17 protein-coding genes are annotated in these 13,985 nt (G+C 36.3%); 2 read left to right on the top strand and 15 right to left on the bottom strand.

What is annotated here, in order from left to right; translation table 11 throughout:
* Positions 1–417: 417 nt before the first annotated feature.
* From F5ESL0260_RS01410 to yaaA, 5 genes are all read right to left on the bottom strand, one after another.
* On the bottom strand, positions 418–1,092 hold the full coding sequence (locus F5ESL0260_RS01410) for an ABC transporter ATP-binding protein (protein WP_122025604.1): 675 nt from the start codon (positions 1,090–1,092) through the stop codon (positions 418–420).
* Position 1,093: 1 nt separating this feature from the next.
* Entirely contained in the window at positions 1,094–2,155 is a 1,062-nt protein-coding gene (locus tag F5ESL0260_RS01405) for an ABC transporter permease (RefSeq protein ID WP_122025603.1), read from the bottom strand.
* The gene (locus F5ESL0260_RS01400) at positions 2,155–2,676 is read right to left on the bottom strand and encodes a TetR/AcrR family transcriptional regulator (protein ID WP_122025602.1); all 522 of its coding nucleotides are present in this window, start codon (positions 2,674–2,676) and stop codon (positions 2,155–2,157) included. Before F5ESL0260_RS01400 ends, F5ESL0260_RS01405 begins: the two co-directional genes overlap by 1 nt.
* 138 nt (positions 2,677–2,814) lie before the next feature.
* Positions 2,815–3,420, bottom strand: a complete 606-nt coding sequence (locus tag F5ESL0260_RS01395) for a histidine phosphatase family protein (protein ID WP_046324223.1) — start codon at positions 3,418–3,420, stop codon at positions 2,815–2,817.
* 50 nt (positions 3,421–3,470) lie between these two features.
* Positions 3,471–4,238 carry a peroxide stress protein YaaA gene (gene yaaA, locus F5ESL0260_RS01390; protein ID WP_122025601.1) on the bottom strand — a complete coding sequence of 256 codons (768 nt, stop codon included), beginning with the start codon at positions 4,236–4,238 and terminating at the stop codon, positions 3,471–3,473.
* A gap of 56 nt (positions 4,239–4,294) precedes the next feature.
* Here yaaA and F5ESL0260_RS01385 point away from each other — a divergent pair, with 56 nt between their 5' ends.
* The gene (locus F5ESL0260_RS01385) at positions 4,295–4,975 is read left to right on the top strand and encodes a hypothetical protein (RefSeq protein WP_122025600.1); all 681 of its coding nucleotides are present in this window, start codon (positions 4,295–4,297) and stop codon (positions 4,973–4,975) included.
* Positions 4,976–5,098: 123 nt separating this feature from the next.
* On the opposite strand, the gene F5ESL0260_RS01380 is transcribed toward F5ESL0260_RS01385, so the two are convergent.
* From F5ESL0260_RS01380 to ulaG, 7 genes are all read right to left on the bottom strand, one after another.
* Complete coding sequence (locus F5ESL0260_RS01380; protein WP_122025599.1) at positions 5,099–5,794, bottom strand: L-ribulose-5-phosphate 4-epimerase; 696 nt, start codon at positions 5,792–5,794, stop codon at positions 5,099–5,101.
* Between the two features lie 12 nt (positions 5,795–5,806).
* Positions 5,807–6,688, bottom strand: coding sequence for an L-ribulose-5-phosphate 3-epimerase (locus F5ESL0260_RS01375; RefSeq protein WP_122025598.1), 882 nt, complete (start codon positions 6,686–6,688; stop codon positions 5,807–5,809).
* A 70-nt stretch (positions 6,689–6,758) separates the two neighbouring features.
* A complete protein-coding gene (locus F5ESL0260_RS01370; protein ID WP_122025597.1) occupies positions 6,759–7,397 on the bottom strand; it encodes a 3-keto-L-gulonate-6-phosphate decarboxylase UlaD in 639 nt (212 codons plus the stop codon).
* A 12-nt stretch (positions 7,398–7,409) separates the two neighbouring features.
* The gene (locus F5ESL0260_RS01365; RefSeq protein WP_122025596.1) at positions 7,410–7,712 is read right to left on the bottom strand and encodes a PTS sugar transporter subunit IIB; all 303 of its coding nucleotides are present in this window, start codon (positions 7,710–7,712) and stop codon (positions 7,410–7,412) included.
* A 21-nt stretch (positions 7,713–7,733) separates the two neighbouring features.
* Entirely contained in the window at positions 7,734–9,227 is a 1,494-nt protein-coding gene (locus F5ESL0260_RS01360; RefSeq protein WP_122025595.1) for a PTS ascorbate transporter subunit IIC, read from the bottom strand.
* 5 nt (positions 9,228–9,232) lie between these two features.
* Positions 9,233–9,709, bottom strand: coding sequence for a PTS sugar transporter subunit IIA (locus tag F5ESL0260_RS01355; RefSeq protein ID WP_122025594.1), 477 nt, complete (start codon positions 9,707–9,709; stop codon positions 9,233–9,235).
* Positions 9,710–9,745: 36 nt separating this feature from the next.
* On the bottom strand, positions 9,746–10,819 hold the full coding sequence (gene ulaG, locus F5ESL0260_RS01350) for an L-ascorbate 6-phosphate lactonase (RefSeq protein ID WP_122025593.1): 1,074 nt from the start codon (positions 10,817–10,819) through the stop codon (positions 9,746–9,748).
* Positions 10,820–11,020: 201 nt separating this feature from the next.
* Between ulaG and F5ESL0260_RS01345 the strand changes: the two genes are divergently transcribed.
* On the top strand, positions 11,021–11,782 hold the full coding sequence (locus F5ESL0260_RS01345) for a DeoR/GlpR family DNA-binding transcription regulator (protein ID WP_122025592.1): 762 nt from the start codon (positions 11,021–11,023) through the stop codon (positions 11,780–11,782).
* A gap of 116 nt (positions 11,783–11,898) precedes the next feature.
* Here the strand turns inward: F5ESL0260_RS01345 and F5ESL0260_RS01340 are convergent, their stop codons facing one another.
* From F5ESL0260_RS01340 to F5ESL0260_RS01330, 3 genes are read right to left on the bottom strand one after another with little or no spacing between them, the layout of a single operon-like run.
* On the bottom strand, positions 11,899–12,195 hold the full coding sequence (locus F5ESL0260_RS01340; RefSeq protein WP_122025591.1) for a DUF202 domain-containing protein: 297 nt from the start codon (positions 12,193–12,195) through the stop codon (positions 11,899–11,901).
* Positions 12,196–12,214: 19 nt separating this feature from the next.
* On the bottom strand, positions 12,215–13,057 hold the full coding sequence (locus tag F5ESL0260_RS01335; protein WP_038521058.1) for a PTS system mannose/fructose/sorbose family transporter subunit IID: 843 nt from the start codon (positions 13,055–13,057) through the stop codon (positions 12,215–12,217).
* A gap of 2 nt (positions 13,058–13,059) precedes the next feature.
* Complete coding sequence (locus F5ESL0260_RS01330) at positions 13,060–13,926, bottom strand: PTS sugar transporter subunit IIC (RefSeq protein WP_122025590.1); 867 nt, start codon at positions 13,924–13,926, stop codon at positions 13,060–13,062.
* Between the last annotated feature and the right edge of the window lie 59 nt (positions 13,927–13,985).

The following is a 13,985-nucleotide window of genomic DNA, read 5'->3' as shown; positions in this document are numbered from 1 at the left end:
ATTTAGTATTACACTATTAAGCTATAAAACAAAAAGTCTGCCAAATAAAAACATCAAATAAAATATTTTAGTCAGTTTAACGTAGAATCCATCTCTCAATCAATTCTTCAAACAGCTTAAAAATTAATAATTTTATTTTTAATTACTTCTGTTATTTTTATTAAAAATAACATCTTTTTTACTATTATTAAGAATAGTAAATTTAAAAGTACTTTGTCAAGGACAAAGTACTTTTTTCTAACACAAAAGAATAAAGGATTTCTCTAACTTTTAATAAGCTATTTCAATTAATAACAATAATTAGAACTAGTTAAAAAAATTACAAACAAAAAATTACTACTAATGAAACAGTTTAGTTGATTTGACATTTTTTTAAAAAACATTGCTAATAGTTATTTTATTCTTGAAAATTAGCAATTAACTCTTTTGCCTGATTTTTCCATCCATCATTTCATAAATGTGATCTGCGTATTGTTCTAGCCGTGGATCATGTGTGACTAGCAAGACGGCTTTGTGATAATCTTTGGCTAATTTTTTAAACAATTGCCCTACTTCAGCCACATTCTCACTGTCAAGAGAAGCGGTAGGCTCATCGGCCAGCAAAATTTGCGGGTTAGCATAAAGAGCACGGGCAATAGCTGCGCGTTGCTGTTGCCCACCTGAAAGTTCATTAGGATACTTATTAATTAAAGAATTAATTCCCAGCTGCTTGAGTAATTCTTGCAATTTGGCAGCACTGATATTGCCCTCTTTTTTTATTTTATTAACTAATTCAAATTGCTCTTTAATTTTTAGAAACGGTACTAAATTATAAGCCTGCAATACAAAACCAAGTTGTGTTAGTCGTAAACGGTCACTTTCTCTAGTAGAAATATGCGCAATGTCCTGACCGCCAACAATAACTTTGCCCGCAGTCGGTTTTTGCAAAGAGCCGGCAATTGTTAAAAAGGTGCTTTTACCAGCTCCTGACGGGCCCATAATTAATACCACTTCACCTAGGTTTGCCTTAAAATTAATGTTTTTTAACGCAACGACTTGTGCAGCCCCTGTACCATAAACTTTTTGAACATTCTTTAATTCAATAATTGCCATGTTATTCACCTATCGCCTGTGCTGGATCTACTTTTAATATTGATCTGACTGGAATTAAGCTGCCGATAATTGCAGTTACCAATAAGCCGATTATTCCGGTCAAAATAATTTGGGGTGTAAAACTAATCGGAACAGCGGGCGGTAAAACCTTGACTGTTATCATTGTGGCTATCAATCCGATAATTAAACCTGCAAGTACTAATATCAATGCCTGACTAATAGTTGCTTTAACTAATGTACTGCTGGGAATCCCCTGTGCACGCATAACCGCATAGTTATGCAATTTCTGCATCGTTAAAATATAGAGGAAAACTGCAATTATAATTAACGAAATAACATATAAAAAACCAATCATTAATTCAAAAGTCATATTTTGGGCAGTGTACCCCGGAAGTTTTTTAATAAACTGGTCAATGGGATAGGTCTTACAGTTTTGATAATTATATTTATAATCCGGATTACGAGACACTATTGCCGAAGCACGCAAGGTTGGCATTCCCTGACGTAATTTTTTCCAAGACTGCAGCGTGCCATAAATAATTGGAGCAATATTGATTTTAGCATTTTTAACAAAGCCGACAATGCGGTACTTTTTAGTAGAACCGTTTAGCGCTAATTTATCACCTAACCGGTAACCCTTGGTTTTAAACGCCTGATCAACAGTTACTTCATAGTTCTTTTTTGCTCTTCTACCTGCAATCAGTTCCTGATCATGATAAATAAACTGCTCCCTTTTAATTCCGATGAACTGTGCTGAAATTTGTGGTCGCTTTGAGTTTTTGACTACTACCGGAATTTGTCCTACTAGAGCTTCATCTTTAGTCAATGCGTCTTTTTTTAAGTCATTTTTTGTTAAAATCGACTGACTCATACTGACATTGGCATTTTTGTTTAAAACTACTTTCTGTGCATTCCAAGATTCTAGTGCCTGTGTATTTTCGCTGGCCAACCCTGTTGCCAGTGCTGACAAAATAAATATCAAATAACTAATCAAAAAAATCATTAAAATAATTAAGCCATAACGAAGTTTTTCTCTTTTTATTTCTTTAATTGCTAAAAACATTAATTTTTTCCTTTGTTTAACAGTTCCAAACTTGCCTTCAAGCGCGTCATAATAGCTTCTTTTTGTTTCGGATTCTCGAGAACCATTCTAATAGCTGCATGACTAAGTACCATGGCACTCCAATTTTGGGGATCTAATGCGAGCAGTATTTTTGACGGAAAATGATGATCAAATGTATTCTCATTATACAAAATATGCATTTTAATTAATCCTGCATATGTACTTTCTTTTGTTTTATCTAAGAAATGAGTTACATTATCGTAATACTGCTGGGCTTGAAATTGCGGCAATATTTTCACTGGTGAATGAACAGTTTTCAGAGCTAAATCATACATATAGTGATAAGCATCATTCAAATCCGTAAAATACTTATAAAAAGCGCCACGCGCAATCCCAGTCTCCTTAACTATTCGCGCTACCTGCGCTTTTGCCAAAGGATATTGACTGAATTCTTTCAGTAATGCACTTTCAATTTTTTGCTTTTTATCTAGTGGCAAGTTAATAAAAGTTGACTTAGCCATATTCCAGTTCACCTCCTGTTTCCTCTTAGTGACACCGTGTCACTTAAAAAGAATAATTCACTTATGATTAATCGTCAATTATAATGCTCAATTAATTGCAGCCAGCAAAAAAGACCTCTTCTTGAGGCCTCTTGCTTTTTATTCTAGTGTCAAAATACGATTATAATAGTTTACCCGCGGAATGCCACTGCGATAAGAAACTTTTGCTAACGCACAATTGTCCATAGTTTCAAAGAAGTTCATATCACCTTGCGTAAAATAATGAGCAAACATCATTCTGATAAGGGTGCCATGACAAAATACCAAAACTTTTTTAGTTAAATAGTTCTTTTTCATATCAGCTAAAAAGCTGCCGCATCTTTCATCTAATGACGCAAATGATTCACCACTAGGTGCGTATTTGATGTAAGCAGCAGCGGCCTTACCCCAAGGATCAATTGCGTCAGGATATTTTTGTCCTAATTCGGAAAGAAATTTACCATCCCACTCGCCAAAATTAATTTCTGTTAGCCTCTGATCAATTTTAATTTCTTTTTGTCCCTTGGTGAAAATTTTAGCGGTAGTCAAAGATCTCTTTAAGGGACTTGAAAAGACCACGTCAAAACCAGAAGGATCAAAATTAGCAGCGGCTCTTTCAGCACTTGCACGGCCAACCTCATCCAAATCATGATCATAGACTGAGCCTTGAATTCGGCCAGTTTTATTTAAATCAGTTTGACCATGACGAACAAAAACAATTTCCATAATAACCTCACATTTCTATGTCGTAAATATATTCTTTTACTCTAAATTTTTCAGCGCCGCCTAAAATCATACTCTGTCCGAAATATGTAAGTATTGTCGGTGCTAATATTTGGTATAAAATTAAAGCCAAAATCATGAAAGTCCTGCAATTGCTGCGGCTTACTCAATTGCTTTTCCGCAATATAACGCACCATTTCTCCACGCGCCATTTTGGCATGTACACCAACTGTCTTCCACTGACCATTTTTCTTTTCTTGAAAATCAATGCTAATCATTTGTCTGTTATTTGCTACAAAGGGCGTAATATTGCGCGAATATTCTTTTGAAGCTAAATTAATTAACACTTGATCTTCATTAAAAAGATTATCAGCGATTGTTGAACCCCAAAATTGGTACAAGTTGGGCTGACTAAACCCCCAAACTTTATTTTTCATTTCTAAGCGGTAGGGCCATACACCGTCAAAAGGTCGTAAAACACCATACAGTCCCGATAATATCCGTATATTATCTTGTAAATAAGATAGAGCAGGAGCAGTAAACAGGTCAGCAGCCATGTATTGATATTGAATACCAGAATACGAAATAACGGCTGGAGTTAGATTATCCTTTTGATTTAAATTAAGTTCCTTAATTTGTTTTTGGCCTTCCTTTGTCGTGCGTTCACTTGACTGCCAGATTTTTTGCAATTCCTGATAGCTGCACTTTTTTAAAAAAGCAGCTAGTTCTTGAGCTTGGGCTAAAAACTGCGGCTGCGACTTAGCAGGAAAAGATTCGCGGTCGACTATCATCTTCATCGCTGGTGAAATAATAATTTTCATCTTTACCACCTTTTGGGTTAAACTTATTACTGATATTTACTAGAGGAGAAAAATTAATGAATCCTGATTTTGCCATCGTATTAAATTTTAAACTAAAAAATGCTAAAGGTGTAGACGCTGATTTTTTAGTAAAAACTGCACGCAATATTGGTGCTCGCGCCGTTGCTACGGATGCATTTAAAACTGACTTTGAGAAAGCCTGCAAAAAGTATACTATTGCTTTAGTCACTACTGAGCCCATTCAAGCTAACTATGAATTATCTGCCACCAATGCAGTAGAGCAACTAGTTTCGCAGCGCAAAGCAGGACAACAAGTAATAATTGCTGTTCCCGTCACAGATGACGGCAATTTACTGGCAGAAACTAAAGCACTGCTTACGCAAATCAATAACTGGATGCATCTGTTTGGTCATGCCTTCAATGAAGGCGAGCCGTGTCATCTTACTATCAGCAATGTTAATGAAGATAATGGCTTTGTGTTGCAAAATAGACACATGCACTTTCAGAAGTATATCTTCATCAAGGCCCCCTTGCCTGAAATAATAAAAATTCACGGCTTGACCACTGAACCCAACCGCGTTGAAATGATCGCCCAGAGAACTGAACTTGATTTCACTTTTGCTGATAATGAATTGACTATCAACTTAGAAAATGCACCTAAAAGTGATTTTACCTGGCAAGTGATCAGGATTCAAGGGCATCGGCCAGAAGATGATATTAAAGAAACAAAATATTAGCAAGCGGTAAAAACCTAACTTAAAAACTGATAAATCTTTATTTTAAAATGCTAGCTGAATTTTTCTTCAAGTAGCATATTTTATAAGATTTATCAGTTTTTTAAATGAATTAGTTTTTAATATTTATCTTTGACCATAATAAGCATTAGGACCATGTTTACGATAATAATGTTTGTCAAGTAAGTACTGTGGCAGTTCAGAACTTTGATGAGTTAGTTCCAAAGTATGGAAATCTTCTTCAGCCACTACTTCCAATACTTTAGCATTATAAACGGCTTTTGCAGGTGTTTCTCCCCATGTAAAAGGACCGTGCTGACTAACTAGTGCAGCGGGAGTTGCTTCATAATCTAAATTACGCTCCTTAAAGGTACGGACAATCGTTTTACCAGTATTACCTTCATAATCTTCTTCTATTTCTTCTTTCGTCAAAGCATCTGCAGCCGGTACATCAGTATAAAAAGTATCTGCATGAGTAGTATTCAAAGCAGGAATATCCATTTTGGCTGCCGCAAAGGAAACTGCCCATGGTGAATGGGTATGAACAATTCCGCCAATTTTAGGAAAATGATTATACAGATATGTATGAGTTGGAGTATCAGAAGATGGATTCTTATCACCTTCAACAACCTCTCCTTTTAAATTAATAACTACCATGTCTTCTGGCTGTAATTCTTCATAAGGAACACCAGAAGGCTTAATAACAAATAGTCCTTTTTTTCTGTCTATTCCTGAAACATTTCCCCAAGTGAAAGTGACTAGATTCAACTTAGGTAATGACATATTTGCTTGGTAAACTTCCTTTTTCAATTTTTCCAGCATTCTTTTTCTCCTTTAATTAACCTTCTCTTGAGTTATTCCCACGCACTTAAAAATATCGTCAAAAAATGCCTTCGCACTTTTCACTTCGTCAAGCGCGTTTTTATCACCATTATCTCCAGACCACATTTCAATGGTAAAACTGCCATTATAGTCTAATCTCACTAGCGTTCGAAGCAGGCCTTTAAAGTCAACACATCCCTCACCAAAAGGCACATTCTTAAATTGCCCTTTAAAAGCTGAAGTAACCATTTTACTGTCCTTTAGGTGAATTGCACAGATAGTATCAATGTATTTTTCAAGTTGTACCGGCACATCATTTTCCGGCCAGGCACTCAAGTTTCCCAAATCGGGATAAGCTTGGAGCCAAGGGCTCTTGGCTAAGTCGTGATAATGTGCAATTTTAGGTAAGCTATTTATAAAGGGATCATCCATTGTTTCAATTGACAACATAATATTTTTCTTAGCTGCCATATGAACACACTTGATCAAATTCTCAACATAATATTCCCGAGACATTGCAGACTTTTTTTCATAATAAACATCGTAACCAGCCATTTGAATGTTATGTATACCCAAATCTACACAAAGATCTATCGCCTTCTGCATCATTGATAAAGATTTTTCTCTAATCGCTGGGTCAGCTGATCCCAAAGGAAAACGTCTATGACCAGAAAGCATTAAATTATTAATGCGTGTGTTTGTCTCCCACATCAAATTACGAATCTCATTTCTTTGTTCACGTGTCCAGTCTAGTCTTGCCAGTCTCTTGTCACTCTCATCAACTGAAAATTCTAAAAAATTAAAACCCAAATCATGTGTTAATTCAAAAGTTTCACACCACGACAAGTTTTGAGGCAAAGCTTTTTCATAAATTCCTAAAGCATTAACTGTCATTTTTTCTCCTCATAATTAATAAAAAAAGGAAAAATGAACAATCGCTCATTTATCCCTTTTTAACATATAATTAACCCCAGATTTTGTTGATCTCATCCTTAAATTGTTTAGCAACAGCATGAGGATCGTCAGCTTCTCTAATTGCACGACCAGCAATGAACGTATAAACTGGAACTCCTTTAAATAGTTTCAGGATTTCGGGATGAACGCCACCAGTTACTGAAACTTTAAAGCCCATAGCAATCAAATCTTTGACGTTTTCAACATCCTGCTCTGACCATTTTTGACCTGCAAATTTAGCATCTCTACTTTGATGATAAACTACCTGGTGAATACCATGATCAAGCCATTCCTGCATTCTATCTTTATTGTCCCAACCTTCATAGAGTTCAACTTGAACTTCAATTTCTTTTTGGGCATTGCTCATAGTAGGTACGGTCGCCGCATTAATGCATGTCATCCAGTCTGCACCGGCTTCCTTGCATGATTGACCACATTTGGTCCCAGCGTCAGCACATTTAGCATCGGCTAACAAGATTTTATCTGGTGCCATTGCACGCAAGTTTCTGACAGCACTTAGTCCATCACGGTAAATAAGAATAGTTCCTGCTTCAACAACATCAATTACATCTTCTACTTTGCGTAAAACTTCTATTGCCTGAGCTGTGTTGTCACTATCTAAAGCAACCTGTAATTTTGGTAAATCCATTTTTATCTCCTATTACTTCTTAAACTTTGTGGGAATGTCAGAGGCATTTACTTTGTCTTCAACCTCTTTGGCCGAAATAACATTTTTTATACCAATCACTTCGCCACCACGTTTTTTAACTTCGTCAAACATATTAATAAACGGAACTGAGGTAAATACGACATCGTAATTGCGAGCAATACCTTTAGCCTCCGAAATGGAAGTATGATCAGCTTGTGTTATTTGATAGCCCATTTTCTCTAACGTCTTTTTAACGGTCCGCAGTAACATTAAGCTTGTTCCTGAACCATTAGCACAGGCAGTCAAAATCTTCATATTAAGTCTTCCTTTCTCTAATTATTCTTCTTTATTATTTAATTTCTTCCATGCTGGGTAATCTTCAGTGATCATAAAGTATCCTTCCGGATCAGCACGGTATTGTAATTGGGGAATTGCCAAAAGCAAAATAATGATAAGTGCAACACCGATATAGCCAAGGTATTTCATAACTACTGTAAAGAATGGCCAAACAGTAGCCCAATCAAACATTCCTAAGTAGCCACCGTATCTTGCCATACCTACCCAGGTAGCGATTAAAGCCGAACCGGCAACTTGAATTAAACCTGAGATGAAAGGCATAATCATCGCACACTTATATCCTCCACGGTCATTTGAATATAGACCTATTGCGGCATTGTCAAAGAATAATGGAATAAATCCTGCTATAACTAGTGTCGGTGAATGGAAAACTAGCAATAAAATAATCATCGTAAATTGACCAAGCGCACCAAACATAAATCCAATTGTCTGAGCATTTTGTGAGCCAAAACCCAGTGTGGCAGCAACATCAATACCAGGTACCGCACCTGGAAGCCAGCGATCTGAAATTCCTGTAAATGATTCGGTTAATTCATTAACGAAAGTCCTGACACCTAGTTGTAAAATTGCTAAGTAAACTGAAAATTGTAGAGAAGTTTGCAAAATGTAAAAGATAAAACTTTGCCCTTTTTGCATAAAATGAGCCTTAGTTAAATAGTCAGGACCGAGCACAACCAAAATTGCACCGATGAAAATCAGCATCAAAATTGAAGTCGATACCATGTTATCGTTAAAGATTGACATAAAACTTGGCAGTTTAATATCTTCCAGTCGCTTATTTTTGCCCTTACTCTTTTTAACTGAATGCTTCTCAATCATTTCAGAAAGTTTAGCAAAAAAGTAAATACCAAACATTTGCTGGTGGGCAACGGCAAAGCCGGCACCATCTGTCAGTTCCTGGGTAATTCCTACAGTCAGGTTAGAACCAACTGCCCAGTACAATCCCAAAATCAAACTCATGATTGCTAAAATTGAGAAACGATTTAATTTAGGAAAACAGAATAATATCAGCCAAAAAGCGGTTGCCGCTTGTTGTACTTGAACATTACCAGTTGTAAAAACTGCACGTAATTTAGTGTATTTAGAGAATCTTACTAACAAGATATTGATAATATATGCGAATAATAACAAAAGCATTGTATCTGCAAACGAACGGCCAAAGCGTTGCATTATTCCCGCATTAACAGCATTTTGTCCAAAATAAGGATCAATAATCATAGCACTCAAATGAAAACGATCCTTTAATCCTACTAAAATCGGCCTAAAGGTATTAACCAAACCACCGGAACCGGCAGCTAATATAAAATAACCAACTGTGGCTTTTAAAAATCCTGATAAAACTTCATACCACTTTTTCCGTTCCAAAATATAACCAATAAGAACGATAAAACCAATCATAAAAGCTGGTTGATTTAAAACATTAGTGGCAAAGTAACTCCAAACAGCTAACAAAGCATTTAAAATATTTTGCATTTTTCTTACCTGCTTTTTTCTTTACTCATATCATGTTTTTGCATGACTTCTTGATAATCTCGTAAACTTTTTACTTTACGGAGGTCTTCAATCATGCCATCTTCCATCAGTAAGTTAGACAAATTGGCTATATTTTTCATATGAGTTGGATTGTCTTTAGCTGCCAGCATAAAAAATAATTGTGCGTCTTTTTCTGGATCTTTCTGGTCGAAGGAAACTGCTTCTGGAAATATCGTCAGACCAATCCCAGTCCCTAAAACCCCCGAACTGTCAGCTTGTGAATGTGGCATTGCCACTCCGGGAACAATTACAATATATGGTCCATATTGCTTAACGTCCGCAATTACCTGATCAATATACTTATCCGTAACAAGATTATTTTCTTTCATTATTTCACCGGATATCCTAATGGCTTCCTGCCAATCCTTTGGGTGTTTGTGACTGATATTAATCAAGTGATTTTCTAAAAAATAACTGAGCATGATTTCCTCCCGCCAAACTTTCAATTAAAAATCAAATTATAATAATTCTGGGAATGGTAAATCAGGGTCATTCTTAAACGCATCGTGGAATCCACGATCATACATATATTCAAATTTATCTTTATCTTGTGGGTAATTAAATTCACCACCAACTTGCCAAATATATGGCTTAAATTGATATTGTAGACGATGCTTCTTTCTGTTCCACAGAGCTAAGATATCTTTGGGGTCACTATAAAAATTAGTCCAGATGTCATAATGCATTGGGATAATTACTTTAGTATTCAAAGCTTCTGCCATACGCAAAACTTGAGAATCATCTAGTTTATCTGTTATTCCGCGCGGATTTTCACCATATGCACAAAGTGCCACATCTACCTCATTTTCGTTACCATGTTTCACAAAAGTGTTAGAATAATGTGAATCGCCTGAATGGTAGAGGTTACCGCCTGAAGTTTTAACCAAATAATTAACGGCCACTTTAGCCATTTCTATCGGTTTAGTACCAGCTAATTTAACGTTAGGGTCATCTTCAGTAACAAGTTCTGTACGATCGAAGGCTTCCAAAGCCTTAATTGTTACTGAACCAACTTTAACTTCATCGCCAGGTTTAACAACTGTAATCTTTTCAGCAGGTACACCCCATTCTTCCCATTCATCAGCTACACCTTGTGGACCGATAAATTTAGCATTAGGGCAGAACTTATTAACACAAGCGGCTGTGTAAATATCCAAGTGATCATGATGAGTATGTGTAACACATAATGCATCTAAGTCTCTGATGGCAAATGGGTCAATTACGTAAGGTTTGTTACGTAGATTAGGTTGTAGGGCCTCTCCACCTGTCATTCTCATCATTTGGTGACCTTGGCGCATCTTGCCATCACCGTGGGTATGCTTTCCTGTACCGTTCCACATGTCAATGGCAATATTTGTTCCCTCATGAGTTTTGAGCCATGTACCCATGCAGCCAAGCCACCAAATTGCAAATGACTTTTCAGGTACTTGCTTCGCGGCAATCTGTTCATTCAAGAACGTGCCCCATTCTGGAAAATTATTTTCCGCGAAAACTGCCGGTGTGACTTCATTAATGTTTGTTGGTTTTGTCATCTTTTCCTCCTAAAACTCTTTTACTTTTGATCTCAAAGTAAATTATATTGTACTATGTTATCGCTTTCAACCATATTTTATGATAATAAATTATTTAAATGATATTTTTTCAAAAAATAAATAAAATTAGTGATAATTATCGTTTTTTATGTTATTTTTTATAATAAAAAATTGAACTTAACATTATACGGTGAATTAAAAATGAAGAATTCATATCAAGAAATCAAAAACAGACGTCAAAAAATTATTAATTTACTTAACCACCAAAAAAAAATCAGCTTAGATGAACTGAGTCAAAAGCTGAATGTTTCAATCATGACAGTCCGCAGAGATTGTAGTAATCTGGCCAACCAAGGTAAGATATTACAAGAAAAAGGCGTCATTTCTTTGATTAGGCCTGAAGAAGTTCCCTTTACTGATTCCGTTAGTTATATCAAACAAAGATTGGGTGAAGAAGCAGCCACTCATGTTGAAAAGCATAATTGGGTTTTCATCAATTCAAGCACTACTGCTTTTGAAGCAATTCCTTATTTGTTAAAAAAAGATATCAATATTTTGACCAATAATGGCTATGCCGGAAATTTAGACATGCGTGCCAGTAACAGCCAAATCATTTTAAGCGGTGGTAATGTCACTCGCAAAATGATTATGAGCGGTGATCTCGCTGTTGAACCTTTTTTAAAAATTTTCGCTGATTGGGCAATAATTGGTTGTGCAGGCTTAAGCCTTGAACGTGGCATCTCAACACCATTTATGGAAGAAGCCAAAGTGAACAAGGCAATTATTAGACAATCCCGTAAACTAATTGTCGTTGCTGATTACAGTAAATTTAACCAATTTTCTAATTTTACAATTGGCCAGGCCAGTGATATTGACTTATTAATTACCGATTCATTCACTCCTAGAGACACAGTTGAAAGTTTCATGAAAGCTGGAGTTCAAGTTGTTCAGATACAGTTATAAGTATAAAATTTGATATAAGTATTTAGTATCTTTATTTTTATATAAAAAATAAAAAGGCTAATAAATTAACGCGTCATTAACGTAATTTATTAGTCTTTTACTATTTATTAGAACTTTTACTTATTTTTTAAATAGTTAATTTTCTTTTCGTAATCAGAAATTATCAGTTTAACGTTCTGCTTACCACGGTGCCTACCATAAGCAACAATAGCCGCGCAAAGCACACCAATTACTAGTAAAATCAGACCTACAATAAACAGCCAAGTGATTTTGCCATAGAAATAATAGCATAAGACCAAGCCGATTGCGGCAATTGCCAATAAAGTCTGCAGCCAATACTGTAAATTTTGCAGCATCTTTTTTTGATAATTAACTTCGTTTTGATAACCAGCCGTTATTTTCTTAAGGTCCATTATTACACCGCTTTTACTTTTAGTACTTAAGTCCTGGATTGAATACGCCGAGGACAACACCGACAAAAGCTACACCAATCAGAATGATCATTGTCCAGATAGCAGAAACATGCTTTTTGGACATTAACCACCAGCAGAAAAGAGTAACGATTACTGTTAAGATACCAGGGAAAATACCATCTAACTGCTTTTGCAAATCAAGGAAAACGTGTCCGGTATTATCTCTCAGTTGTAAGGAAGTAGTGACGTTAACCCAGGTAGCCAGAACTCCACCAACAACCATACCACCAACAATAGAGATCGCACGTCTAACGGCTTTACCTTGCTTACCTACTAAAAAACCGACAGCTTTATCTCCCAGTTTGTAACCACGAAAGTATAGGAAGCGTTGACCAAAGTATGCAATGAGATCCCAAACAATGATGTAAAAAATAGCACCAACTGGTGAACCGTTTCTTGACATACCCAAAGCGATACCAAGTAAAATCGGAATCAAAGTACCGTCAATTAGTGAGTCACCAATACCAGCTATTGGTCCCATCAAACCGGCACGCATGTCATTAATAGTTTGACCATCAATATTTTCACCGTTTGCACGTGCTTCTTCAAGACTGGCAGTAGCACCGATGATAACCGAACCTAACATTGGGTTGGTGTTGAAGAATGCTGTATATGCCTTAATATTATTAGTCTGTGTTTCATTATCATTAGGATATAATTCCTTGATAATCGGCAACATCGAACATAAATAGCCAAACGTCTGCATGTGCTCTTGTGAAAAACAGGTTAATGCACCCCAAAACCAGATATTAAAAGACTTACTCAGGGTCTTACGGCTAATTCTCTTTTTTTCTGCATCCATTTTTAGATGTCCTCCTCTTCTTCATCGTCACCAACGGCATCTTCATTTGATGAGGCGTAACTAGTACTTGTATTTCCTGAGCCCTTAGCCATTTCAATTTCATACATAATTACAGCAAATAATAATGAAATAACTGTCACAGCAACAAGGTTTAAGTGTAATGAAGCTGCTAAAGTAAAACCAACTAAAAATGGAATGAAATCAGTCGCTTTATTAATAATTTGGCGCAGCAAGATAGCAATACCAACACATGGCAGCATCGCACCAACAGTAAACAAAGTTTTCATTGGAATGCCATCCATTGGTAAAGCTGTTCTCAAAGCTGTTACAGCTTCTGCACCAAAATGTGTCATTAAAAGAGTAGGCAGGAACGAAAATACCAAATGAGATAACCAAGGCCAGCCAAAATCAACTCCGTAGAGGCGATTTAACTTACCGTTTTCAATATCTTTCCAGCCAAATGCCTGCCAAATCAGGTTCATAAATGCTACTGCATAAAATAGGACTGATCCGACTGTACCTACCAGAGTTGCAAGAGACTTTGCCATGTTTGCAGCTGCTGAACCCATTGGATTAAGTCCACGTGATGAAATAGCAACCATAGCCAGAGGAATACCAATATATGAAATTGCCCGCACATCAGCAGCAACCGTACCACCGGGTGTAACTAATGCGATGTAAACTAACTGGGTAGCAACTCCACAAGCAATTCCCAAAGGAAGATTGCCTAAAACAATACCACAGACCAATCCACCAACTAATGGTCGTCCAATAGTATAATTACCGACTGCTTGACCAGCCATACAGGAGTTTGAACATAAACACGCAAATACTCCCAAAATGGCGGCTTGTAACCAACTTATAGTCATTTTTTCTCCTTCTTCTTATTAAAATTATTAAGGTTAGATACTCGTTTGAGTAAATTTAT

The sequence above is a fragment of the Lactobacillus sp. ESL0260 genome, assembly GCF_003692935.1.
Classification (GTDB): domain Bacteria; phylum Bacillota; class Bacilli; order Lactobacillales; family Lactobacillaceae; genus Lactobacillus; species Lactobacillus melliventris.
The sequence above is the reverse complement of the archived record's forward strand: the minus strand, read 5'-3'. Positions and strand labels throughout refer to the sequence as shown.